Here is a 24019-nt window from a genome sequence, read left to right on the forward strand (position 1 = left end):
TGAGCTCATCAGTTGAGCTCATCATTTGGGCTCTGCTGGTGGCGGCAGGGTGAACCCGGACACCGAACGGCGCATCTCGCTGGCCATGCGCGCCAGGTGGCGGATACTGTCGGCAGTGGCGCTGGAGCCGGCAGAGGTCTGCGCGGTAATCTGCTGGATGACCGCCATGGTGTGGGAGATCTGCCCGGCAGACGAAGTCTGCAGCTGGGCGGCATCGGAGATGCTGTGGATAAGGTCGGCGAGGTTCTGCGATACGCCTTCGATCTCGGCCAGCGCCACCCCGGCATCCTGGGCCAGGCGGGCACCGCGCACTACCTCGGCGGTGGTCTGCTCCATGGAGATCACCGCCTCGTTGGTGTCGGCCTGGATGGTGCGCACCAGCGCCTCGATCTGCCGGGTGGCCGACGACGAACGTTCGGCCAGGCGCTGCACTTCGTCGGCGACCACGGCGAACCCACGGCCGGCCTCGCCAGCCAGCGAAGCCTGAATCGCCGCGTTGAGGGCCAGGATGTTGGTCTGGTCGGCAATGTCGTCGATCAGGCTGACGATATCGCCGATTTCCTGGGAAGACTCACCGAGGCGCTTGATCCGTTTGGCAGTGTCCTGGATCTGTTCGCGAATGTTGTCCATGCCGTTGATGGTGTTGTGCACCACCTCGTTGCCCTTGTTGGCGATTGCCACGGAGCGCTCGGCCACCTTGGCCGACTCGTAGGCATGCGCCGAAACCCGGTCGATCGATTCGACCATGTCGCCGACCGCCTCGGATGCCTCGCTGATCTGTTCGGCCTGGTGCTCGGAGGCCTTGGCCAGCTGGCGTGCGGTGTTCTGTGTGTCCTGCACGGCAGCAGCGACCTGCACGGCGCTGTGGTTGATGGTGGCGACCAGGTCGCGCAATTGGTCCACGGAATAGTTGATCGAATCGGCAATGGCGCCGGTGAAGTCCTCGGTCACCGATACGGTCACGGTCAGGTCGCCGTCAGCCAGCTCTTCGATTTCGTCGAGCAGGCGCATGATCGCCTGCTGGTTGCGTTCGTTCTTTTCCGCCGTCTCGCGCAGCTGGCGGTTGGTGGTGCGTACCATGACCAGGCCGATGAGGATGATCGAAGCCAGCGCCAGAAGGCCCAGGGCATAACCGCCGACGGTGTCGAGCGTGCGCCCGCCGGCCAGGTTCTCGAAACCGTTGGCCAGGTGCGAGGCCTCGTCGAGCAGGGTTTGCGACAGGCTGAAGATGTTGCCCGCCGCCTCCCGCACGCGGAACAGTTCTGGCGATGTTTCGAGGATTTCATCCACCGAGCCTGCAACGAACTGGAACAGCTCGGCAATTTCAGCCAGACGCGCGCGGGCATCGGCGTCCTCTACGCGGGTCACCTGGATCGCCGCGTTGCCACTGAGCATGCCCTCGAGTACCTGGCCGAAGCGCCCGGCATCGCGGCCAAAGGCGTCGGCCGCCTGGGCCGCGGCATCGTCACCGGCCAGCACTGTGTTGACCGAGCCGAGAATGCGTTCGGCCAGCAGCAGCTGGCGCTGGGCTACCGCCACCTGATTGGCCGGGGCACCGCTCTGCAGCAGGATCTCGACCACTTTCTCGTATTCCACCTGCAACTGCGGCACGGTCTCGGCCAGGGTCGCCGCCACCTGGTGCAGCGACAGCACGGTCTGCTCGCTGGCCAGGATGGTGTCGGTGTTCTTGCGCAGGTTTTCCCAGTCGCGGCGTACCGCTTCCATCTCGTCACGCACCGTGGGCGGCGCAGGTGGCAGGCCGGTGGACTTGTCACCTTCACGCAAATAGCCCCAGCGCCGTTCGAAATCGTTGCGCGCGTCCGATAGCAGCTTGAAGGCCAGGGCCTTGCCGGTGGCGGCTTCGGTGGCGTTCTTGGCGATGCGCTGCGACAGCACCCGCAGTTCGCCGGCGTGGCCGATGTACTGCTTGTCGTAGTTGGACTGGGTGTTCAAGTAGGCAAAGTTGGCGAACAGCAGGATGATCGACAGGATCAGGATCAGGAACAGCACGGTGATCTGCGCGATGCTGCGGGTACGCGGGGTCACGCTGGTGACGGGGGTGGCAGGCTTGTTCACGTTCGCAGGTCCTATAACGCCACATCGAGAAAGCCCGGCGCCTGGGCCAGGGCGAAGGGGCTGAAGATCGCCCAGTTGCGTTCACGCGGGAAGTGCCCCTGCACGAAGGGGGCAGCGGCGCGAATCAGGGGTTGTGGTGGCGACAATTGCAGGCTGTCCAGGGCAAAGTGCTGCAGGCCCAGCACCTCGTCCACCAGCAGGCCGACGAACAGGTCCTCGCGGTCCAGCACCAGCACCCGCCGCTGCTTGCCAGGGGCGGCGTGGCCCAGGCCGAAGAAGCTGCTCAGGTCCATCACCGGCAACAACCGGCCGCGCAGGTTGGCTACCCCGCACACCCATGGCTGCACGCCGGGGACGCGGCTGCTGCGCGGTTCGCGCAGCACCTCGGCCACCTCGCCCATGGGCGCGACGAACCATTGCCCGGCAATGCGAAAGCCGATGCCGCTCCACTGTTGCAGGCGGATATCCTGCGGCGGCTGGTCGGCGACCAGCAGGCGGCAGCGCCGGTCGATGTCCAGCAACAACTCGAAGGCGGTCAGCGACGCGCCCTGCGGGCGGGTGGTCAAGCCCCAAGCACCTCTTTGAGCTTGGCGATCAACGCGTCCTCTTCCACCGGTTTGGTCAGGAAGTCACGAGCGCCCTGGCGCTTGGCCCAGATACGGTCGGTTTCCTGGTCCTTGGTGGTGACCACGATCACCGGGATGGCGCTGGTTTCCGGGTCCTTGCTGAGCTGGCGGGTAGCCTGGAAGCCGTTCATGCCGGGCATGACGATGTCCATCAGCACCGCGTCGGGCTTGTCCTGCCGGGCCAGGGCCACGCCATCGGCACCGTTGCTGGCCTTGAGCACCTGGTAGCCGTGCTTTTCCAGCCATTCGGTCAATCGGTACATCTCTGTCGGCGAGTCGTCGACAATCAGAACTCGGGCCATGCTGTTTCCCCATCAGGAAAGAAAGACCGTGCCATGGCGGGGCGCGGTCAGGGTGCGTGTTGTCGGGCTGCGGCAAAACCGGGCACGTGGGCGCGGATCGCGTCGAGCAGTTCTTCCTTGCTGAACGGTTTGGTCAGGAACTGGTCGGAACCGACCACCCGGCCGCGGGCCTTGTCGAACAGGCCGTCACGGGACGACAGCAGAATGACCGGGGTGTCCTTGAAGGCACTGTTGTGCTTGATCACCGCGCAGGTCTGGTAGCCGTCCAGGCGCGGCATCAACACATCGACAAAGATGATGCTGGGCTGGTGGTCGACGATCTTGGCCAGGGCATCGAAGCCATCGCTGGCGGTGATCACCTCGCAGCCCGCTTCACCGAGCAACATCTGCGCGGTGCGGCGGATCGTGCGCGAATCGTCGATCACCATCACCTTCAGGGGTTGTTCCATCTCTTGGGCTACCATCGCTGCTTATGCCGAATTCCCGGGGCCGCTTCGCGCCCCTATCGCGACACAAGGCCGCTCCTACAAGGGACCGCGATCTCCTGTAGGAGCGGCCTTGCGTCGCGATAGGGCTGCGCAGCAGCCCCAAAGGCCTGTTGTATAGCGCTATGCCTGGCATTTTTAGCACACTCCGGGTGGCCGTTCCATCTGCGGCGCCCCTTGACCGGCGGCGTTCACGGCGCCACCCTGAGCCACTTTTCTTTCGATCCATCGCGGCCACCTGCCGCCAAGAGGAACCACCCCATGAGCGTTCGCCTCGGCATTGTCATGGACCCCATCGCGTCCATCTCCTACAAGAAGGACAGCTCGCTGGCCATGCTGCTGGCCGCCCAGGCACGCGGCTGGAGCCTGTTCTACATGGAGCAGCGCGATATGTACCTGGGCGCCGGCCAGGCCCGTGCACAGATGCGCCCGCTGAAAGTGTTCGCCGACCCGGCCCGCTGGTTCGAGCTGGGCGAGGAGCAGGACAGTGCGCTGGCCGAGCTGGATGTGGTCCTGATGCGCAAGGACCCGCCCTTCGACATGGAGTTCGTCTACAGCACCTACCTGCTGGAGCAGGCCGAACGCGAAGGCGTGCTGGTGGTCAACCGCCCGCAGAGCCTGCGCGACTGCAACGAAAAACTGTTCGCCACCCAATTCCCGCAGTGCATGGCGCCGACCCTGGTCAGCCGCCGTGTCGACATCCTGCGCGAGTTCGCCAACAGCCGTGGTGACGTAATCCTCAAGCCGCTGGACGGCATGGGCGGCGCCTCGGTGTTCCGCCACCGCAAGGACGACCCGAACCTGTCGGTGATCCTGGAAACCCTGACCCAGCATGGCAACCAGCAGATCATGGCGCAGGAGTACCTGCCGCAGATCGTCGACGGCGACAAGCGCATCCTGATGATCGACGGCGAACCGGTGGACTACTGCCTGGCGCGTATCCCGGCCAGCGGCGAGACCCGTGGCAACCTGGCCGCCGGCGGCCGTGGCGAGGCACGCCCGCTGACCGACCGCGACCGCTGGATCGCCGCCCAAGTCGGCCCGACCCTGCGCGAGAAGGGCCTGATGTTCGTGGGTCTTGATGTGATCGGCGACTACCTCACCGAAATCAACGTCACCAGCCCCACCTGCATCCGCGAGATCGATGCCGCCTACAACACCGACATCGGCGGGCAATTGATGGATGCCATTGATCGCCAGCTGAAGGCGCGCTGACCGCCGACGCACGGCTACAACCCAGAGTGGGGTATGATGCGGGTCCTTTTAGCCTGGCCTGCTACCCCGCCCTGCGGTTGCTGGAAACCCGATGACGCTGCCCGCTGACATCCCCGCCGACCTGCTGCCTCCCCGTGTTCGCCCAGTGGACCGGCTCGGCTTTACCCTGTTCCTGGCTGCCCTGGTGCACCTGGCGCTGATCCTTGGTGTCGGTTTCAGCGTGGTCAAGCCTGCCGAAATCCGCCACACCATGGACATCACCCTGGCCACCTTCAAGAGCGAGAAAGCGCCGGAGAAGGCCGATTTCCAGGCCCAGGACAACCAGCAGGGCAGCGGCACCCTGGACAAGAAAGCGGTGCCCAAGACCACCGAACTGGCACCGTTCCAGGACAGCAAGATCAACAAGATCACCCCGCCACCCGCGGCCAGGCCCGAGGTAACACCGCCGCCTACGCCCGAGAAGTCGGCAGTGGTGACCAAGGCGCCCAAGCCGCAGAAAGTCGAGCCCAAGCCGAAGGAAAGCAAGCCGCAGCCCAAGCCGGCAGCCCCGGCACCGGACTTCGACAGCTCGCAGTTGTCCAGCCAGATCGCCAGCCTGGAGGCGGAGCTGTCCAACGAGCAGCAGATGTACGCCAAGCGCCCGCGCATCCACCGGCTCAATGCCGCCTCGACCATGCGCGACAAGGGCGCCTGGTACAAGGAAGAGTGGCGCAAGAAGGTCGAGCGGGTGGGCAACCTGAACTACCCCGACGAAGCGCGTCGGCAGCAGATCTACGGCAACCTGCGCATGATGGTGTCGATCAACCGCGATGGTTCGCTGTATGAGGTACTGGTGCTGGAGTCGTCCGGGCAGCCGGTGCTGGACCAGGCGGCGCAGCGCATCGTTCGGCTGGCGGCGCCGTTTGCGCCGTTTACCGGGGATTTGGCCGAGTTCGACCGGCTGGAAATCATCCGCACCTGGCGCTTTGCCCGTGGGGACCGTTTGTCCAGTAACTGACCTGCGGTATTACGCGGTCCCTGTGGGAGCGGGTTTACCCGCGAAAGCGTCCGACTAAGCGACATCGCTGCCTGATCTGGCGCATTCGCGGGTAAACCCGCTCCCACAGGCAACGCGCAAGCCTCGTTATGCACCTTGTCAGCCTCGCCACCTGGCGCCACACTATCCCCCATGAAAACCCTCACGCCGAGCTACCTCAAGCATCAGTTCCTGATCGCCATGCCGCACATGGCCGATCCGAACTTCGCCCAGACCCTCACGTACATCGTCGAGCACAACGCCCATGGCGCCATGGGCCTGGTGGTAAACCGGCCGCAGGAGCTGAACCTGGCCGATATCCTCGAGCAGCTGCGCCCGGACGAAATGCCTCCGGCCAGCACCTTGCAGGTGCCGATCTACCAAGGTGGCCCGGTACAGACCGACCGTGGCTTCGTGCTGCACAGCAGCGAGTGCAGCTTCCAGGCCACCGTGGCGCTGGAAGGGCTGTCGCTGACCACGTCGCAGGATATTCTGTTGGCCATCGCCGCCGGAGTCGGCCCGAAACAGAGCCTGATCACCCTGGGCTATGCCGGCTGGGAAGCCGGACAACTGGAAGAGGAACTGGCCGACAACGCCTGGCTCAACTGCCCGTTCGACCCGGAAATCATCTTCGGCAAGGCCAGCGACCTGCGCCTGGAAGCCGCTGCCGCCAGCCTGGGCATCAACCTGAACCTGCTGACCAGCCAGGCGGGCCACGCCTGATGGCTGAACTGCACCCTGAACTACGCCTGCTGCTGGGGTTCGACTACGGCAGCAAACAGATTGGTGTGGCCGTCGGCCAGGTGGTCACCGGCCAGGCCCGCGAGCTGTGCACGCTGAAGGCCCAGAACGGCGTGCCGGACTGGGCCCAGGTGGAAAAGCTGATTGCCGAATGGAAGCCCGACGCCATCGTCGTGGGCCTGCCGCTCAACATGGACGGCACCCCCAGCGAAATGAGCGCCCGCGCGGAAAAGTTCGCCCGCCGCCTGAACGGCCGCTTCAACCTGCCCGTGCACACCCACGACGAACGCCTGACCACCTTCGAGGCCAAGGGTGAGCGCATGGCCCGTGGCGGCCAGCGCGGCAGCTACCGCGACAACCCGGTCGATGCCATCGCCGCCGCCCTGTTGCTGCAAGGATGGCTGGAGGCCAATACCTGATCATCTTTGCCGCCGGGCGCGCCCGGCGCACCCTTCCGAGGAGCCCGCAATGAGCCTACCCAATCCCGCCGAGCTGATCCGGCAGATGGCTGACGACCTACGCGCCCACCTGGCCCGCCGGGCAATTACCGAGCCGCGCTACATCGGTATCCGCACCGGCGGCGTCTGGGTTGCCCAGGCCCTGCAGGAAGCCATGGGCGACACCAGCCCCATGGGCACCCTGGACGTCTCGTTCTACCGCGACGACTTCAGCCAGAACGGCCTGCACCCGCAAGTGCGCCCGTCCGAGCTGCCGTTCGAGGTCGAAGGCCAGCACCTGGTGCTGGTGGATGACGTACTGATGAGCGGCCGCACGGTGCGCGCCGCGCTCAACGAACTGTTCGATTATGGCCGCCCGGCCAGCGTCACTCTGGTCTGCCTGCTGGACCTGGATGCCGGCGAACTGCCAATCCGCCCGAATGTACTCGGCGCCACCCTGTCGCTGGCCGCCCATGAACGGGTAAAATTGACCGGACCCGCACCGCTCGCCCTCGAGCGCCAGGACCTCGCCTCCGCTTCCGCCCTTTAAGAGTCCCCCGCGATGACGCCAATCGACGCCAAGCGCCCGCTGCAGCTCAATGATCAGGGCCAGCTGCGCCACTTCCTCTCGCTCGACGGTTTGCCCCGCGAACTGCTTACCGAGATCCTCGACACCGCCGACTCCTTCCTGGAAGTCGGTGCCCGGGCCGTGAAGAAAGTCCCGTTGCTGCGCGGCAAGACCGTGTGCAACGTGTTCTTCGAGAATTCCACCCGCACCCGTACTACCTTCGAACTGGCGGCCCAGCGCCTGTCGGCCGACGTGATCAGCCTGAACGTGTCGACCTCTTCGACCAGCAAGGGCGAAACCCTGTTCGACACCCTGCGCAACCTCGAAGCCATGGCCGCCGACATGTTCGTGGTACGTCACTCCGACTCCGGTGCCGCGCACTTCATCGCCGAGCACGTGTGCCCGGAAGTCGCCGTGATCAACGGCGGTGACGGCCGCCATGCGCACCCGACCCAGGGCATGCTCGACATGCTCACCATCCGCCGCCACAAGGGCAGCTTCGAGAACCTGTCGGTGGCCATCGTCGGCGACATCCTGCACTCGCGCGTGGCGCGTTCCGACATGCTGGCGCTCAAAGCGCTGGGTTGCCCGGACATCCGCGTGATCGGCCCGAAAACCCTGATTCCGATCGGTATCGAGCAGTACGGCGTGAAGGTGTACACCGACCTCGCCGAAGGCCTCAAGGACGTCGACGTGGTGATCATGCTGCGCCTGCAGCGCGAGCGCATGGCCGGTGGCCTGCTGCCCAGCGAAGGCGAGTTCTACCGCCTGTTCGGCCTGACCACCGCGCGCCTGGCCGGTGCCAAGCCCGACGCCATCGTCATGCACCCGGGCCCGATCAACCGTGGCGTGGAAATCGAGTCGGCGGTGGCCGACGGCAAGCACTCGGTGATTCTCAACCAGGTCACCTACGGCATCGCCGTGCGCATGGCCGTGCTGTCCATGGCCATGAGCGGGCAGAACGCGCAACGTCAATTCGACCAGGAGAACGCCCAGTGACCATCAGTATTCTCGGCGCCCGGGTCATCGACCCCAACAGCGGCCTGGACCAGGTCACCGACCTGCACCTGGACGGCGGCCGCATCGCCGCCATCGGCGCCGCCCCGGCCGGGTTCAGCGCCAGCCGCACGATCCAGGCTGATGGCCTGGTCGCCGCGCCCGGCCTGGTAGACCTCGGCGTGTCCCTGCGCGAGCCGGGCTACAGCCGCAAAGGCAACATCGCCAGCGAAACCCGCGCCGCCGTCGCCGGCGGCGTCACCAGCCTGTGCTGCCCGCCGCAGACCAAGCCGGTGCTGGACACCTCGGCCGTGGCCGAACTGATCCTCGACCGCGCCCGCGAGGCTGCCAACAGCAAGGTCTACCCGATCGGCGCCCTGACCAAGGGCCTGGAAGGCGAGCAACTGGCCGAGCTGGTGGCCCTGCGCGACACCGGTTGCGTGGCCTTCGGCAATGGCCTGAAGGAAATTCCCAACAACCGTACCCTGGCACGAGCCCTGGAATACGCCGCCACCTTCGACCTGACCGTGGTGTTCCACTCCCAGGACCGCGACCTCGCCCAAGGTGGCCTGGCCCATGAAGGCGCCATGGCCAGCTTCCTCGGCCTGCCAGGCATTCCGGAAACCGCCGAGACCGTGGCCCTGGCGCGCAACCTGCTGCTGGTGGAACAGACCGGCGTGCGTGCGCACTTCACCCAGATCACCAGCGCCCGTGGCGCGCGGCTGATCGCCCAGGCCCAGGCCCTGGGCCTGCCGGTAACCGCCGATGTGGCGCTGTACCAGCTGATTCTCACCGACGAATCGCTGCGCGAGTTCTCCAGCCTGTACCACGTGCAGCCGCCGCTGCGCACCGCCGCTGACCGCGACGGCCTGCGCGAGGCCGTGAAGTCGGGGGTGATCCAGGCGATTTCCAGCCACCACCAGCCGCACGAACGCGACGCCAAGCTGGCCCCGTTCGGCGCCACCGAGCCGGGCATCAGCAGCGTCGAACTGCTGCTGCCGCTGGCGATGACCCTGGTGCAGGACGGCCTGCTCGACCTGCCAACCTTGCTGGCCCGCCTGAGCAGCGGCCCGGCGGCGGCCCTGCGCCTGCCGGCCGGCGAGCTGAAAGTGGGTGGCGCGGCCGACCTGGTGCTGTTCGACCCACAAGCCTCGACCGTGGCTGGCGAGCAGTGGTTCTCGCGTGGCGAGAACTGCCCGTTCATCGGCCACTGCCTGCCGGGTGCGGTGCGTTATACCTTGGTCGATGGGCACATCTGCCACGAGGCCTGAGTAAAGCCATTCGCGGGTAAACCCGCTCCCACAGGTATTGCGCTGTCCTTGAAAACAGCGGGATCCCTGTGGGAGCGGGTTTACCCGCGAATGACCCAACACAGATCTACCTGCCCGGCCCGACCATTCATCCCCCACGGTTGAAATCCTTTCCCCCACCCCCATATGAGTCTGCATCAGGCACTTTCGCCCCGCTGCGTGGAGACTCTCCCCTTGACCACCATCGTTTCTGTCCGCCGTAACGGCAAAGTCGTCATGGGCGGCGACGGCCAGGTATCCCTCGGCAACACCGTGATGAAAGGCAACGCCAAGAAAGTGCGCCGCCTGTACCACGGCCAGGTCATCGCGGGCTTCGCCGGCGCCACCGCCGATGCGTTCACCCTGTTCGAGCGCTTTGAAGGCCAGCTCGAGAAACATCAGGGCCACCTGGTCCGTGCCGCCGTCGAGCTGGCCAAGGAATGGCGTACCGACCGCTCCCTGAGCCGCCTGGAGGCCATGCTGGCCGTGGCCAACAAGGACGCCTCCCTGATCATCACCGGCAACGGCGACGTGGTCGAACCCGAAGACGGCCTGATCGCCATGGGTTCCGGTGGCGCCTACGCCCAGGCCGCAGCCCGCGCCCTGCTGAACAAGACCGACCTCTCGGCCCGTGAAATCGCCGAAACCGCCTTGAACATCGCCGGCGACATCTGCGTGTTCACCAACCACAACCTGACCATCGAGGAGCAGGACCTGGCCGAGTGATTCAGCTGTTCTGGCGCCCCCGCCCGGTGCGGGGGCTTTTCCACGCTGACTCATCTGCCCCAGGACCCAATTGATCATGTCCATGACCCCCCGCGAGATCGTCCACGAACTCAACCGCCACATCATCGGCCAGGACGACGCCAAGCGCGCCGTGGCCATCGCCCTGCGCAACCGCTGGCGGCGCATGCAGCTCCCCGCCGAGCTGCGCGCCGAAGTAACCCCGAAAAACATCCTGATGATCGGCCCCACCGGCGTCGGCAAGACTGAAATCGCCCGCCGCCTGGCCAAGCTGGCCAATGCGCCGTTCCTCAAGGTCGAAGCCACCAAGTTCACCGAAGTGGGCTATGTGGGCCGCGACGTCGAGTCGATCATCCGTGACCTGGCCGATGCCGCGCTGAAAATGCTGCGCGAGCAAGAGATCATCCGCGTGCGCCACCGCGCCGAAGACGCCGCCGAAGACCGCATCCTCGATGCCCTGCTGCCACAGGCACGCGTGACCAGCTTCAGCGAAGAAGCCGCGCAGACCAGCAGCGATTCCAACACCCGCCAGCTGTTCCGCAAGCGCCTGCGCGAAGGCCAGCTGGACGACAAGGAAATCGAGATCGAAGTGGCCGATGCCGTGGGCGTCGAAATTGCCGCGCCGCCCGGCATGGAAGAAATGACCAACCAGCTGCAGAGCCTGTTCGCCAACATGGGCAAAGGCAAGCGCAAGGCGCGCAAGCTGAAGGTTAAAGAAGCCCTCAAGATGGTTCGTGATGAAGAAGCGAGCCGCCTGGTCAACGAGGAAGAGCTCAAGGCCAAGGCCCTGGAAGCGGTCGAGCAGCACGGTATCGTGTTCATCGACGAAATCGACAAGGTTGCCAAGCGTGGCAATGTTGGCGGTGCCGATGTGTCCCGTGAAGGCGTGCAGCGCGACCTGCTGCCGCTGATCGAAGGCTGCACTGTCAACACCAAGCTGGGCATGGTCAAGACCGACCACATCCTGTTCATTGCCTCGGGTGCGTTCCACCTGAGCAAGCCGAGCGACCTGGTGCCCGAGCTGCAAGGCCGCCTGCCGATCCGCGTGGAGCTCAAGGCCCTGACTCCTGAAGACTTCGAGCGCATCCTGCAGGAGCCGCACGCGTCGTTGACCGAACAGTACCAGGCCTTGCTCAAGACCGAAGGCCTGAACATCGAGTTCCTCGCCGACGGTATCAAGCGCCTGGCCGAGATTGCCTACCAGGTCAACGAGAAGACCGAGAACATCGGTGCCCGCCGCCTGCACACCCTGCTCGAGCGTTTGCTCGAAGAGGTGTCGTTCAGCGCTGGCGACCTGGCCAGCACCCATGACGAAGCGCCGATCCAGATCGACGCGGCGTATGTGAACAGCCACCTGGGTGAGCTGGCGCAGAACGAAGACCTGTCGCGCTACATCCTGTAAGACTGGTTTCACCTTCTTCGCGGGTAAACCCGCTCCCACAGGGTCACCACAATTCCAAGGAATGTGATGACCCTGTGGGAGCGGGTTTACCCGCGAAAGGGCCCTTGAATCCCTCGCCCATAAGCTGGAAGCTGTGCTTCATCAGCTCCGGAGAGATTCTGCCCATGGCCCGCCTGCCCACCGCCATCAACCTGCACAAAGCCTCGAAAACCCTCAGCCTCACCTACGCCCCCGGCGAGGTCTACCACCTGCCCGCCGAATTCCTCCGCGTGCATTCCCCCTCCGCCGAGGTCCAGGGCCACGGTAACCCAATCCTGCAGTTCGGCAAGATCAACGTCGGCCTCAGCGGCCTGGAACCTGCCGGCCAATATGCACTGAAACTGACCTTCGACGACGGCCATGACAGCGGCCTGTTCACTTGGGAATACCTCGAGCAGCTGTGCCTGCGCCAGGAACAGCTGTGGGCCGAGTACCTCGACGAACTGCACAAGGCCGGAAAATCCCGCGACCCCGCCGAGTCGGTGGTCAAACTCATGCTCTAGCGCAAGGCCTGAAAGGTTTAGAGCGCATTTTCTAGATTCATCTGTTTGAATGGCCTACAGACAGCCCAGTGAAGGGCTGTCTTGCGCATTACATGAAAGTCGGGTAACCAATGAGGCTGGCAAGCTCCCTGCATCCATTTGCAGGTAGACAGAACCCTCGCAGCACCGCTGTTCCTTATCACTGGTCACCCGAGTAGCAGTACCGGGCTCAGGACTGTGCACCTGTCACAGCAACCGGTACTCGTCTCAGGACAACGGAGCGTCTTAGATGAGTAACAAGAACAACGATGAGCTGCAGCGGCAGGCCTCGGAAAACACCCTGGGGCTGAACCCGGTCATCGGTATCCGGCGCAAGGATCTGTTGAGCTCGGCACGCACCGTGCTGCGCCAGGCCGTACGCCAACCGCTGCACAGCGCCAAGCATGTGGCGCACTTTGGCCTGGAACTGAAGAACGTGCTGCTGGGCAAGTCCAGCCTTGCCCCGGAAAGCGACGACCGTCGCTTCAATGACCCGGCATGGAGCAACAACCCTCTCTACCGCCGCTACCTGCAAACCTACCTGGCCTGGCGCAAGGAGCTGCAGGACTGGATCGGCAGCAGCGATCTGTCGCCCCAGGACATCAGCCGCGGCCAGTTCGTCATCAACCTGATGACCGAAGCCATGGCTCCGACCAACACCCTTTCCAACCCGGCGGCGGTCAAACGCTTCTTCGAAACCGGTGGCAAGAGCCTGCTCGACGGCCTGTCCAACCTTGCCAAGGACATGGTCAACAACGGTGGCATGCCCAGCCAGGTGAACATGGACGCCTTCGAGGTGGGCAAGAACCTGGGTACCAGCGACGGCGCCGTGGTATACCGCAACGATGTGCTCGAGCTGATCCAGTACAGTCCCATCACCGAGCAGGTACATGCCCGCCCACTGCTGGTGGTGCCGCCGCAGATCAACAAGTTCTACGTATTCGATCTGAGCCCGGAAAAGAGCCTGGCGCGCTACTGCCTGCGCTCGCAGCAACAGACCTTCATCATCAGCTGGCGCAACCCGACCAAAGCCCAGCGCGAATGGGGCCTGTCCACCTACATCGATGCGCTCAAGGAGGCGGTCGACGCGGTGCTGGCGATTACCGGCAGCAAGGACCTGAACATGCTCGGTGCCTGCTCCGGCGGCATCACCTGCACGGCGTTGGTCGGCCACTATGCCGCCCTCGGCGAGAACAAGGTCAATGCCCTGACCCTGCTGGTGAGCGTGCTGGACACCACCCTGGACAACCAGGTCGCGCTGTTCGTCGACGAGCAGACCCTGGAAGCCGCCAAGCGCCATTCCTACCAGGCTGGCGTGCTGGAAGGCAGCGAGATGGCCAAGGTGTTCGCCTGGATGCGCCCCAACGACCTGATCTGGAACTACTGGGTCAACAACTACCTGCTCGGCAACGAGCCGCCGGTGTTCGACATCCTGTTCTGGAACAACGACACCACGCGCTTGCCGGCGGCCTTCCACGGCGACCTGATCGAGATGTTCAAGAGCAACCCACTGACACGCCCGGACGCCATGGAAGTGTGCGGCACCCCGATCGACCTGAAACAGGTCAAATGCGATATCTACAGCCTCGCCGGCACCAACGACCACATCACCCCATGGCAGTCGTGCTACCGCTCGGCGCACCTGTTCGGCGGCAAGATCGAGTTCGTGTTGTCCAACAGCGGCCACATCCAGAGCATCCTCAACCCACCAGGCAACCCCAAGGCGCGCTTCATGACCGGTGCAGATCGCCCGGGTGACCCGGTGGCCTGGCAGGAAAACGCCACCAAGCATGCCGACTCCTGGTGGCTGCACTGGCAGAGCTGGCTGGCCGAGCGTGCCGGCGAGCTGAAGAAGGCGCCGACCCGCCTGGGCAACCGTGCCTACGCCGCTGGCGAAGCCGCCCCGGGCACCTACGTTCACGAACGTTGAGCTGCAGCGCCGTGGCCCCTGCGGGGAGCCACGGTGTTCATTTCACCCCATGAGTCACGTGCATGCCGCAACCCTATATCTTCAGGACCGTCGAGCTGGACAACCAGTCCATCCGCACCGCCGTCCGCCCGGGCAAACCGCACCTGACGCCCTTGCTGATCTTCAACGGCATCGGCGCCAACCTGGAGCTGGTGTTCCCGTTCATCGAAGCACTGGACCCGGACCTGGAAGTCATTGCCTTCGATGTGCCCGGGGTCGGCGGCTCGTCCACGCCGCGCCACCCGTACCGCTTCCCCGGCTTGGCCAAGCTGACGGCGCGCATGCTCGACTACCTCGATTACGGCCAGGTCAATGTCATCGGCGTGTCCTGGGGCGGCGCCCTGGCCCAGCAGTTCGCCCATGACTACCCCGAGCGCTGCAAGAAGCTGGTGCTGGCCGCCACTGCCGCCGGTGCGGTGATGGTACCGGGCAAACCCAAGGTGCTGTGGATGATGGCCAGCCCACGGCGCTACGTACAGCCGTCGCATGTCATCCGCATCGCACCGATGATCTACGGCGGCGGCTTCCGACGGGACCCGGAGCTGGCCATGCAGCACGCCGCCAAGGTGCGCTCCGGCGGCAAGATGGGCTACTACTGGCAGCTGTTCGCCGGGCTTGGCTGGACCAGCATCCACTGGCTGCACAAGATCCAGCAGCCGACCCTGGTGCTGGCAGGCGACGACGACCCGCTGATCCCATTGATCAACATGCGTCTGCTGGCTTGGCGAATTCCCAATGCCCAGCTACACATTATCGACGACGGTCATCTGTTCCTGATCACCCGGGCCGAGGCCGTCGCCCCGATCATCATGAAGTTCCTTCAGCAAGAACGTCAGCGCGCTGTCATGCATCCCCGCCCGGCTTCGGGTGTGTGAGGGCGATTTGGGGCCCTGTGGGAGCGGGTTCACCCGCGAAGAATCCAACTCGGTGCATGGCACCGGCTTCGCCGGTGTTCGCGGGTGAACCCGCTCCCACAGAGCCCCTGCTAAATCAGTGAATATGTTTAGTCATGAAGCACCAGGTCAGGACGAGGGAGTGTTGCCATGAAAGACAAACCGGCCAAAGGAACGCCAACGCTTCCCGCCACCAGCATGAACGTGCAGAACGCCATCCTCGGCCTGCGTGGCCGTGACCTGATTTCCACGCTGCGCAATGTCAGCCGTCAAAGCTTGCGCCACCCGCTGCATACCGCGCATCACCTGTTGGCTCTGGGTGGCCAGCTGGGTCGGGTGATGCTGGGTGACACACCGTTTCAGCCGAACCCGCGCGATGCGCGCTTCAACGATCCGACATGGAGCCAGAACCCGTTCTACCGGCGCGGCCTGCAGGCCTACCTGGCCTGGCAGAAGCAGACCCGCCTGTGGATCGAGGAAAGCCACCTGGACGACGATGACCGGGCCCGTGCGCACTTCCTGTTCAACCTGATCAACGATGCACTGGCACCAAGCAATTCGCTGCTCAACCCGCTGGCGGTCAAGGAACTGTTCAACAGCGGTGGCCTGAGCCTTGTACGCGGCGTGGCCCATCTGCTCGATGACCTGCGCCACAACGACGGCCTGCCACGCCAGGTCGACGAGCGCGCCTTCGAAGTGGGCGGCAACCTGGCCGCGACCGCCGGTGCCGTGGTGTTTCGCAACGAACTGCTGGAGCTGATCCAGTACAAGCCGATGAGCGAAAAGCAACACTCCAGGCCGCTGCTGGTGGTGCCCCCGCAGATCAACAAGTTCTACATATTCGACCTGAGCTCGACCAACAGCTTCGTCCAGTACATGCTCAAGAATGGCCTGCAGGTGTTCATGGTCAGCTGGCGCAACCCCGACCCGCGCCACCGCGAATGGGGCCTGTCCAGCTACGTGCAGGCCCTGGAAGAAGCGCTCAACGCCTGCCGCAGCATCAGCGGCAACCGCGACCCCAACCTGATGGGCGCCTGCGCCGGGGGCCTGACCATGGCCGCGCTGCAGGGCCACCTGCAGGCCAAGCACCAGCTGCGCCGGGTACGCAGTGCCACCTACCTGGTCAGCCTGCTGGACAGCAAGTTCGAAAGCCCCGCAAGCCTGTTCGCCGACGAGCAGACCATCGAGGCCGCCAAGCGTCGCTCCTACCAGCGCGGGGTGCTGGATGGCGCCGAAGTGGCGCGGATCTTCGCCTGGATGCGGCCCAACGACCTGATATGGAACTACTGGGTCAACAACTACCTGCTCGGCAAGACACCACCAGCCTTCGACATCCTGTACTGGAACGCCGACAGCACGCGCCTGCCCGCCGCACTGCATGGCGACCTGCTGGACTTCTTCAAGCTCAACCCGCTTACCCACCCCGCCGGGCTGGAGGTATGCGGTACACCCATCGACCTGAAGAAGGTCGAGCTGGACAGCTTCACCGTTGCCGGCAGCAACGACCACATCACCCCGTGGGATGCAGTGTACCGCTCGACATTGCTGCTGGGTGGCGACCGGCGCTTCGTGCTGGCCAACAGCGGGCACATCCAGAGCATCATCAACCCGCCCGGCAACCCCAAGGCCTATTACCTGGCCAACCCCAAGCTGTCCAGCGACCCGCGTGCCTGGTTCCACGATGCCAAGCGCAGCGAAGGCAGCTGGTGGCCGTTGTGGCTGGAGTGGATCACCCCGCGCTCCGGCCCGCTCAAGGCACCGCGCAACGAGCTGGGCAATGCCACCTACCCACCGCTGGGCCCGGCGCCGGGCACCTATGTGCTGACCCGATGAGCATGCCGACTGGATGAAGACTCGCGATCGTATCCTCGAATGTGCCCTGCAGCTGTTCAACCAGCAGGGCGAACCGAACGTGTCCACCCTGGAAATTGCCAACGAACTGGGCATCAGCCCCGGCAACCTCTACTACCACTTCCATGGCAAGGAGCCGTTGGTGCTGGGGCTGTTCGAGCGCTTTGAAGAAGCGCTGATGCCCCTGCTCGACCCGCCGCTGGAGGTACGCCTGGATGCCGAGGATTACTGGCTGTTCCTGCACCTGATTGTCGAACGCATGGCGCAGTACCGTTTCCTGTTCCAGGACCTGTCGAACCTGACTGGGCGCCTGCCCAAACTGGCGCGCGGCATGCGCAGCCTGATCAACGCGCTCAAGCGCACGCTGGCGGCGTTGCTGGCCAGCCTCAAGGGCCAAGGGCTGATAGAGAGCGAGACCCAGGCGCTGGGGCAACTGGTGGAGCAGATCACTTTGACACTGATGTTCTCGCTGGATTATCAGCGGGTACTGGGGCGCGAGGGGGATGTGGGGATAGTGGTGTACCAGGTGATGATGCTGGTGGCGCCGCATCTGCAGGCCCAGGCGCGGGGGGCGACGGAGCAGTTGGCGGTGCGTTATCTGGAGGGGTAAGACTGACAGGAATGTATTGCAGCAACCGACGCATTCGCGGGTGAACCCGCTCCCACAAGGTCTGTAGTGTGCCTGTGGGAGCGGGTTCACCCGCGAATAAGGCGACGCGGTGTCAGATCAGAGTGCCGGTGCCTGTCGGTGCCGAAGGCGGGTTGCTGGCCGGAGCCGCGGTTGGTGCCGGAGCTGCGCTAGCGGCCGGAGTGGCGCTGGCCGCTGGAGCTGCCGGCTTGGCGGCCGCCGGCTTGGCCGGGGCTTTCTTCACTGCAGGCTTTTTCGCCACGGCCGGCTTGGCCGCTGCCGGTTTCGCCGCGGGTTTGGCCGCCGCAGTCTTGGCAGCAGGTTTAGCCGCTGCGGTCTTGGCTGCTGCTGGCTTGGCTGCGGGCTTGGCTGCCGCGGTTTTCGCCGCAGGCTTGGCCGCTGCCGTCTTGGCCAGTGGCTTGGCCGCCTTGCTCGCAGCCGGTTTGGCCGCAGCGCGCGACGAAATCGGCGTAACCGAAGCGCCGGTGAGCTTTTCGATCTGCTTGGTCAGGCTGTCCACCTGCTGGTGCAGGGCCTTGATCTCATTGCGGCTAGGCACGCCAAGGCGCGAAATGGCGCTGTTCAGGCGCTTGTCGAAAGCCTCCTCGAGTTCGCTCCACTTGCCCAGTGCACGGTCCTTCACGCCCGACACACGCGAAGTGGTCGACGACTTGGCAGTTTCAGCAACATCTTCGGCGGTCTTCTTCGCCTGCTTCTCGGCCTTCTCGCCATCCTTCACCAGCGAGTCGAACAGCTTGGGGCCGTCCTGGTCGATCTTCGAATAGATACCAAGCCCTGCCAGCCAGATCTTGCGGGAGTACTTCTCGATCCCGCCGACCCAGGAGCTGCCTTCTTTCTCGGAATTCTTCTTGCCAGCCATCCTGCTCTCCTTATGGTTTGTGCGCGACGCGCTCGAGCAGCTCATGCAGCTGTTCAAGCTTGATGGACAACGCCTCAACGTCATGTTTAGACGGAATGCCGAGGCGATTCAAGGCGCGCCCTACCCGCGCGTCGAAAGCTTTTTCAATCTTGTCGAGTTGAATTTCTACCCGGCCTGGCACACGGCTGACAGCCTGGGTGGCTTCATCGATCTGGTTATTGGCTGCCTCCAGCTCCTGATCGATGCGCTTCTTGCCACGTTTCTCGACGCCTTCGCCAGCCTTGACCAGCTCATTGAAGTAGTCCGAGCCCTCCTGCCCCACGCGTGCGTACGCGCCAATCCCGGCCAGCCAGATCTTGCGTGCGTAGCCGCGCACCTCGCCCAGGGTGCCCGGGGCGTCGTCCTTTTTCTTCACGTTCACTTTGGCCATGCTGTGTACCTCATGCTCATGAGTGGGAACAACCGCCCATGAAGGTTGGGCTTGAGCATACGGTAGGCAGGAAAATTAGAATCCTCACCCTAAGGTGCCACCGGCTTTAACCATCTACCGCATGTGCAGGGCAACCCCACGCTAGCGTCACGTCACTCATCTGTTCGGAGCTGACGCCATGACTGACACCCCTGACGCAACCAGGGAAACCTTCAAACAAAAAGTCGCAGACTGTTTCGCTGGACGCCCCACGGTACGTGAGGTGCTGTCCCATGAAGGGTTCCAGGTTCTCGTTGATCATTACCCGTGGGTGCGCAACAACCATCCACAGCTCACCTCGCTCGATGAATTCGTCATCCTGCCCACTGCAGGTGGTGCCGGCCCGCACCGTTCGCTGCTGGATAAACTGCTTGAGCATTTTCTGACGGGTAAACATCTGCAGCTGAGCCCTGGCGATCGGCCAAGCATCGCGCCGCCGCAGCCGTTTCAGGTACAGGTTGAGGGGACGGGCAGCAGCAAAAAGCCTGCGATTGCCCTGGACCTGAGCAGGCTCAACGAGGACCTGGACCACGTGCTGGGGGCCCTGCTGGAGAAGTTTCAGCAGGCGCAGGTCGGTTTCTGGAATGGCATCGACCAAACCAGCCAGGTCTGCCGCATGCGCTGGCTCGAGCACACGATCAAGGCCGCGCTGATCAGCAACATGCACGATCAGGGCCTGGACAACGATGAAAAGGCTGCCCTGTACGCTCTGCTCGCCGAGGCCCATGAAGACCTGGTCATCAGCGCAGTGAGCGTAAGCCTGAAAACAGCAGGCGGGACGCTGCCGGTAACACTGGCGGGCCTGCTGCTGAGCATGACGCACGGCTCGCGGCGCCTGCTTCTGCATTGCAAGCCTGATGGCAGGGTGCGCAGGTTCACCGACCTTGCAGCCTTCGCCAGCGCACTGCAGGACGAGTTGGCCCGGGGCTATCGCTTCGAGCGACTGTCATGGGCGCACACCCCCGTGATTGGCAGTCCATTCGCCTTTCAGGCCAGGCAAATGCTCAATGCCATGCTTGAAGACATCGAGCGCTTGCGCCTCGGCTCGTTGACCTCGGTGAGTGACCTGCAGAACCAGTTGCACCGGCTGACCGACCCAAGTGCGCACTTTCTGAACCAGGCCTGTCGGCTGCACGACTCGCCTGCTGTCAGCCTGCCGGCATGGCTGGCCGACGCCGAGGGCAGCGACCGTTACGCCTATCATGCGGCGCTGCTCGACCTGGCGGCTCAGCAAGGGCAGGCCAAAGGTTCCACCTCACTCAGCGATATCGACGACCTTCAGCGCTACGCCAAACGCCGCCTGCGCGAACAACTGCAAAGCAGCTACCCGCAGGTGGCACAGCACGACCCTGACGAGGTCATGATCGAGGTTTCACAAAGCATCGTCGGCAACACGATACAAGGCGGGCAATCGCTGCCCCTGCGCAGGGTAAGCTTGACTGAGCTGGCGATCGCTCGCCTGCGCCTGGGCGCTGGCGAGGTAATGACTGGCGTGACGGTGCCCACTGGCGGCAAGCCCGGCGGTTGGCTGAGCATCGAGCAGATCAACGCGCTGATACACGAAGTGGATATTGGTGGCCAGTACCCTCGCTATCTGGACACTACAGTGGCCGAACAACCACGCAGGGCCGAGCGGATCCGGCAATACGCCCGGGAATGGCGTAGCCACTTGCTGTTCAGCACCCTCCAGGCCAGCATCCAGCAACAGCTGAGCGAATCCGCGCGCGATGCGCTACTGGCTTGTTGCCAAGGTAACGGCGATGGCCAGCCACTGCGCATTGCCCCCTTGGCCTTTCTTTGCGCGCCAGGCGCTGCGACCACGGACATCGCCCACGGCATGTTCCTCATCAAGCTACCCGCCACGCACGGCTGGGTCCTGTACCGACCGTTCTATGCCAGCCAGGCCCTGCTGGAGTTCGCTGAGCTGGATCAGCTGATGGCCGCAATCCGCACTGAAGGTGAGCTGCAACAAAGTGTCCTCGACTGGCTGCATGAAGACGTACGCGCGGTTTATGCAAACGACGGCTTCACACGCCCTCACCTCCATCCCAGGCTGGAGCAACTGGCACATTTGCTGGGTGGGGACAGCCTGGTGGCGGATGAACTCGTGCAGCTGCTTCGACAACCGGTCGATTGCGTTTTCAGCCCCTGGCTCACCGATCTGGACACGCACCTGTTCGACGCCAGGATCAGCGCCATGCGTCTGGCCGCATCCACCAGCAGCATGTCCAACGCGCAGGAAAAATGGCAACTGGTGCAACAAGCGGCCTGGTCGTTGTTCAACAACCTGACCGTATTCTGGCGCGGCCCCTTGGCCGTCCTGACCTGGCTGGTGCAAGCGCTGTCGGCCACCCGGAATGATATATCGGTGTTGGCCAACGGTAGCGATGACGCGCGGATCGTGGCGACAGTCGACCTGCTGACCAACCTGGCCATGCTTCTGGCACACCGAGATGCGCCCCTCCCCGCCAGCGGCTTGCCGGCTGAGAGGTTGCGATTCGCCGAGCCCGTCGAGCCGGACGGTGCCATGACAGCGGTCGCAGACAAACCGCATGAGCGCACCTGGGAAACACTGACCACCGAACAGAAGGCCGTGCCAATGCGGCTCTCCAGCTGGCACAACAACCAACGCATGGGCAACCTGACGCCGCCCGAGCGCCAGGCGCTGGTCAAGCTTCGGGCCACCTTGTCGCTGGAGGGTCATGCACCGTTGGTAGAGGGCCGCCTGCGCGGGTTGTATAAAATCGCCGACCGCCACTATGTGGCACTGCAGGGGGTAGCGTACGAAGTACAGGAGACATGGGGCGGCATACAGATCGTCGGCCCGGACCCGAGCAGCAGTGAATGGCAATCACGATGGCAGGGCGCACCCGACGGTTACCACATCGTAGGCCGTGAACGTAGCAGAGGCCCTTGGCTGACGCGCTGGAACGGAGAATGGGCGCTCAACCTTAAATTGGCAGGTGGCATGCCCAGGACCAGCAGGTCCATCAACGCCGACAACCAGCAGCGCTACTCACAACTGCACGATGCGGCAATGCGCAATGGCGACGCGCTGAACAAGCTGCGCCCTCTCATGGAACGCAACAGCCAGCGCCTTGCCGATCATGACGAGCTCGCCGCAGCCTACCGCCGCGCGTCGCAAGCGTTGCCCGCGCATGAGCGCGCCAATCCACCAGAAGCACTGCAGGCGCAAAAACAACAGCTGCTGGCCCAGCGTCGGCTACATGCCACCGAGCTCAAGGCTTCTGCGCTGTTCCTGGAGAATCAGGGCGAGATTCTGCAAGCGAACGTCAACACCTTCAGGGAGCTGAGTGAACCGCGCTTTCTAAGGCTCGACACCACCGAAAACAACGCACGCAAATTCAGCAACTGGTTCGGGGCGGCCATCGAAAACGACATGCTGTTATGCCAACGTCTGCTGGAACAAGTCGATCGTGAACTGCTGGTGGAGCAGGGCAAGCGCATGGTGCGGCTGCCGCAGACCGACGAGCAGATTCAGAGCTATCTCAGCTACCGTGACAGCGTTCGCGACTCGCTGCAGGCCAGCCGCCGTCTGCTGGTGGTCAGCCGACGCCTGGATCGGGCCATACCCGAAGCATTGGAAAACAGCAAAATCGACTTCGCCGACAAGGCCACCAAGATCGAAAACGCCATCAAACGGCGCACCTATTCAACGCTAGTGGTGCGCGCGCAATTAATCGGCGACCTGGCCTACCTGACACTGGACAAGACCAAGCTAACCGCCGAAGCAGCCGACAACCTGCTGCCGTTACGGGAGGTGCTCAGCAACAATGAACTGAGCCGTTCGATCTGGAGCCATGACGGCCTCGCCACGGCCGACGGCTCTGCCGAAGACAAGGCCGACGTGCTGGAGGATGTGCTACGCCGGTATCGCGCGATACTCGACAAGGCCCACTACATGAGGTCGCTCAGCGACCCGGCCCTGGACGAGGCCATCCTCGATGAATATATCCAGGAAATGCAAGCGCTGGTACACACGACCGAAGCCCAGCTGGCCACGGCGTTGGCCAGCCTCGACAAAGGCATCGCCACGCCGCCGCAGCGCACAATCCAGCACCCGATGCCGGCCAGGCGCACGGTGATCCGCGTCGCACGCGGGCGCCCGGCGCTGGTCGAAGCGCAAGGCGACCGCGCGGTTCAACGCAACCCGCTGAATCAGCAACCCGCTGGCAACTACGAGCGACGCGGCAATGAGTGGCATGAGCAAGTCGCCCAGCCGCGCGCCGCAGAGCCCGACCTGTCCCAGCTGCGCACGGAAGCCAGGCACCTGCTGGCAAGAATTGACGAAAAACTCGACTTCGCAGCCCGCTACGCAAACCAGCCCAATAGCCTGGCTGACTTTCTGGACTGGCCTATCGATGACATGAGCGCGCTGGCGCGACAACTGGAGCGGACCGACGGCAGCCTGGTCGATCAGCTGCGCCAGGCGATCGCCAGGGTCAGCGAGCGCAAGCAGCTGCTGCTCACCAATGCCTACCTGAACTCCCGCCACCCAGACAGCGCCGCCTTGCGCTACCTGGTAGGGCAGCAGCGCGTCTCGATCAGGCCAGGCATAGTGCGCAAGGCGCTTCGCCACGCCGATGACTACCTCGACACCTACCTGATCAGCGACGTCCAAGCGCCGCAAACGGTACTGTGGGAGGCCCACTTTCATTACCGTACTGCGGATGCCCAGCCCCATGATTTCGTCAAAGGCCACCTGAAATTCCGCGAGCCCCGCGCTGTCGGCCGGGACGCCGAACTGGAGCTGGCCAGTAACCCGCGGGAGCGAATAGCGATTTACCGTGGCGACCTGCGCCTGGCACAGATTGCCGATCTCATCCCGTTTCCGCCCGCGTTACCATAGCAG

21 protein-coding genes are annotated in these 24019 nt (G+C 64.1%); 15 read left to right on the forward strand and 6 right to left on the reverse strand.

Annotated elements, in window-relative coordinates; all coding sequences use genetic code 11:
• Positions 1-21 precede the first annotated feature (21 nt).
• The 4 genes from RIN61_RS09690 to RIN61_RS09705 are packed head-to-tail and all read right to left on the reverse strand — an operon-like array spanning position 22 to position 3453.
• Positions 22-2076: a methyl-accepting chemotaxis protein gene (locus RIN61_RS09690; protein ID WP_133975910.1), complete on the reverse strand. Its 2055-nt coding sequence runs from the start codon at positions 2074-2076 to the stop codon at positions 22-24.
• Positions 2077-2087: 11 nt separating this feature from the next.
• Positions 2088-2642, reverse strand: a complete 555-nt coding sequence (locus tag RIN61_RS09695) for a chemotaxis protein CheW (protein WP_112249515.1) — start codon at positions 2640-2642, stop codon at positions 2088-2090.
• Positions 2639-3004 (reverse strand): twitching motility response regulator PilH, encoded by a 366-nt coding sequence (gene pilH / locus RIN61_RS09700; RefSeq protein WP_112249517.1) that lies wholly within the window; start codon positions 3002-3004, stop codon positions 2639-2641. The genes RIN61_RS09695 and pilH overlap by 4 nt, the downstream gene beginning before the upstream one ends.
• Before the next feature lie 47 nt (positions 3005-3051).
• Positions 3052-3453, reverse strand: a complete 402-nt coding sequence (locus tag RIN61_RS09705; protein ID WP_112249519.1) for a response regulator — start codon at positions 3451-3453, stop codon at positions 3052-3054.
• A gap of 297 nt (positions 3454-3750) precedes the next feature.
• Here RIN61_RS09705 and gshB point away from each other — a divergent pair, with 297 nt between their 5' ends.
• The 14 genes from gshB (at position 3751) to RIN61_RS09775 (ending at position 17779) form a co-directional block, all read left to right on the forward strand.
• The gene (gshB, locus tag RIN61_RS09710) at positions 3751-4704 is read left to right on the forward strand and encodes a glutathione synthase (protein ID WP_313856930.1); all 954 of its coding nucleotides are present in this window, start codon (positions 3751-3753) and stop codon (positions 4702-4704) included.
• A gap of 91 nt (positions 4705-4795) precedes the next feature.
• Positions 4796-5701 (forward strand): energy transducer TonB, encoded by a 906-nt coding sequence (locus tag RIN61_RS09715; protein WP_133975914.1) that lies wholly within the window; start codon positions 4796-4798, stop codon positions 5699-5701.
• A 171-nt stretch (positions 5702-5872) separates the two neighbouring features.
• The gene (locus RIN61_RS09720; protein ID WP_112249525.1) at positions 5873-6442 is read left to right on the forward strand and encodes a YqgE/AlgH family protein; all 570 of its coding nucleotides are present in this window, start codon (positions 5873-5875) and stop codon (positions 6440-6442) included.
• On the forward strand, positions 6442-6879 hold the full coding sequence (gene ruvX / locus RIN61_RS09725) for a Holliday junction resolvase RuvX (RefSeq protein ID WP_013974530.1): 438 nt from the start codon (positions 6442-6444) through the stop codon (positions 6877-6879). Before RIN61_RS09720 ends, ruvX begins: the two co-directional genes overlap by 1 nt.
• Positions 6880-6928: 49 nt before the next feature.
• The gene (pyrR, locus tag RIN61_RS09730) at positions 6929-7447 is read left to right on the forward strand and encodes a bifunctional pyr operon transcriptional regulator/uracil phosphoribosyltransferase PyrR (protein ID WP_063912001.1); all 519 of its coding nucleotides are present in this window, start codon (positions 6929-6931) and stop codon (positions 7445-7447) included.
• 12 nt (positions 7448-7459) lie between these two features.
• Positions 7460-8464, forward strand: a complete 1005-nt coding sequence (locus RIN61_RS09735; RefSeq protein ID WP_003257774.1) for an aspartate carbamoyltransferase catalytic subunit — start codon at positions 7460-7462, stop codon at positions 8462-8464.
• Entirely contained in the window at positions 8461-9732 is a 1272-nt protein-coding gene (locus tag RIN61_RS09740; protein ID WP_112249527.1) for a dihydroorotase, read from the forward strand. The genes RIN61_RS09735 and RIN61_RS09740 overlap by 4 nt, the downstream gene beginning before the upstream one ends.
• 213 nt (positions 9733-9945) lie before the next feature.
• Positions 9946-10476 (forward strand): ATP-dependent protease subunit HslV, encoded by a 531-nt coding sequence (hslV, locus tag RIN61_RS09745; RefSeq protein WP_025340909.1) that lies wholly within the window; start codon positions 9946-9948, stop codon positions 10474-10476.
• Between the two features lie 76 nt (positions 10477-10552).
• Positions 10553-11896, forward strand: a complete 1344-nt coding sequence (hslU, locus tag RIN61_RS09750; protein WP_003249308.1) for an ATP-dependent protease ATPase subunit HslU — start codon at positions 10553-10555, stop codon at positions 11894-11896.
• 164 nt (positions 11897-12060) lie between these two features.
• The gene (locus RIN61_RS09755; protein WP_003249306.1) at positions 12061-12438 is read left to right on the forward strand and encodes a gamma-butyrobetaine hydroxylase family protein; all 378 of its coding nucleotides are present in this window, start codon (positions 12061-12063) and stop codon (positions 12436-12438) included.
• A gap of 268 nt (positions 12439-12706) precedes the next feature.
• Positions 12707-14386 carry a class II poly(R)-hydroxyalkanoic acid synthase gene (phaC, locus tag RIN61_RS09760; RefSeq protein WP_112249532.1) on the forward strand — a complete coding sequence of 560 codons (1680 nt, stop codon included), beginning with the start codon at positions 12707-12709 and terminating at the stop codon, positions 14384-14386.
• 62 nt (positions 14387-14448) lie between these two features.
• On the forward strand, positions 14449-15300 hold the full coding sequence (gene phaZ, locus RIN61_RS09765) for a poly(3-hydroxyalkanoate) depolymerase (RefSeq protein ID WP_112249534.1): 852 nt from the start codon (positions 14449-14451) through the stop codon (positions 15298-15300).
• Between the two features lie 168 nt (positions 15301-15468).
• A complete protein-coding gene (phaC, locus tag RIN61_RS09770; RefSeq protein ID WP_112249538.1) occupies positions 15469-17151 on the forward strand; it encodes a class II poly(R)-hydroxyalkanoic acid synthase in 1683 nt (560 codons plus the stop codon).
• 13 nt (positions 17152-17164) lie between these two features.
• Positions 17165-17779 (forward strand): TetR/AcrR family transcriptional regulator, encoded by a 615-nt coding sequence (locus RIN61_RS09775; RefSeq protein ID WP_112249540.1) that lies wholly within the window; start codon positions 17165-17167, stop codon positions 17777-17779.
• Between the two features lie 112 nt (positions 17780-17891).
• On the opposite strand, the gene RIN61_RS09780 is transcribed toward RIN61_RS09775, so the two are convergent.
• Entirely contained in the window at positions 17892-18677 is a 786-nt protein-coding gene (locus tag RIN61_RS09780) for a phasin family protein (RefSeq protein ID WP_207879640.1), read from the reverse strand.
• Between the two features lie 10 nt (positions 18678-18687).
• Positions 18688-19107, reverse strand: coding sequence for a phasin family protein (locus RIN61_RS09785; protein WP_112249544.1), 420 nt, complete (start codon positions 19105-19107; stop codon positions 18688-18690).
• A 178-nt stretch (positions 19108-19285) separates the two neighbouring features.
• On the opposite strand from RIN61_RS09785, the gene RIN61_RS09790 reads away from it, so the two are divergent.
• Complete coding sequence (locus tag RIN61_RS09790) at positions 19286-24016, forward strand: DUF6543 domain-containing protein (protein WP_313856947.1); 4731 nt, start codon at positions 19286-19288, stop codon at positions 24014-24016.
• The last annotated feature ends 3 nt before the right edge of the window (positions 24017-24019 follow it).

Origin of the sequence: Pseudomonas inefficax, from assembly GCF_032164165.1 — a bacterium.
GTDB classification, from domain to species: Bacteria; Pseudomonadota; Gammaproteobacteria; order Pseudomonadales; family Pseudomonadaceae; genus Aquipseudomonas; species Aquipseudomonas inefficax.

Bases quoted from the DNA above. Each gene is read 5' to 3' on its own strand.
- pilH (WP_112249517.1), bottom strand. From the start codon at position 3,004: ATGGCCCGAGTTCTGATTGTCGACGACTCGCCGACAGAGATGTACCGA.
- RIN61_RS09715 (WP_133975914.1), top strand. From the start codon at position 4,796: ATGACGCTGCCCGCTGACATCCCCGCCGACCTGCTGCCTCCCCGTGTT.
- ruvX (WP_013974530.1), top strand. From the start codon at position 6,442: ATGGCTGAACTGCACCCTGAACTACGCCTGCTGCTGGGGTTCGACTAC.
- hslU (WP_003249308.1), top strand. From the start codon at position 10,553: ATGTCCATGACCCCCCGCGAGATCGTCCACGAACTCAACCGCCACATC.
- RIN61_RS09780 (WP_207879640.1), bottom strand. From the start codon at position 18,677: ATGGCTGGCAAGAAGAATTCCGAGAAAGAAGGCAGCTCCTGGGTCGGC.
- RIN61_RS09755 (WP_003249306.1), top strand. From the start codon at position 12,061: ATGGCCCGCCTGCCCACCGCCATCAACCTGCACAAAGCCTCGAAAACC.
- phaC (WP_112249538.1), top strand. From the start codon at position 15,469: ATGAAAGACAAACCGGCCAAAGGAACGCCAACGCTTCCCGCCACCAGC.
- RIN61_RS09705 (WP_112249519.1), bottom strand. From the start codon at position 3,453: ATGGAACAACCCCTGAAGGTGATGGTGATCGACGATTCGCGCACGATC.
- pyrR (WP_063912001.1), top strand. From the start codon at position 6,929: ATGAGCCTACCCAATCCCGCCGAGCTGATCCGGCAGATGGCTGACGAC.
- phaZ (WP_112249534.1), top strand. From the start codon at position 14,449: ATGCCGCAACCCTATATCTTCAGGACCGTCGAGCTGGACAACCAGTCC.
- RIN61_RS09785 (WP_112249544.1), bottom strand. From the start codon at position 19,107: ATGGCCAAAGTGAACGTGAAGAAAAAGGACGACGCCCCGGGCACCCTG.
- RIN61_RS09720 (WP_112249525.1), top strand. From the start codon at position 5,873: ATGAAAACCCTCACGCCGAGCTACCTCAAGCATCAGTTCCTGATCGCC.
- RIN61_RS09735 (WP_003257774.1), top strand. From the start codon at position 7,460: ATGACGCCAATCGACGCCAAGCGCCCGCTGCAGCTCAATGATCAGGGC.
- RIN61_RS09775 (WP_112249540.1), top strand. From the start codon at position 17,165: ATGAAGACTCGCGATCGTATCCTCGAATGTGCCCTGCAGCTGTTCAAC.
- RIN61_RS09790 (WP_313856947.1), top strand. From the start codon at position 19,286: ATGACTGACACCCCTGACGCAACCAGGGAAACCTTCAAACAAAAAGTC.
- phaC (WP_112249532.1), top strand. From the start codon at position 12,707: ATGAGTAACAAGAACAACGATGAGCTGCAGCGGCAGGCCTCGGAAAAC.
- gshB (WP_313856930.1), top strand. From the start codon at position 3,751: ATGAGCGTTCGCCTCGGCATTGTCATGGACCCCATCGCGTCCATCTCC.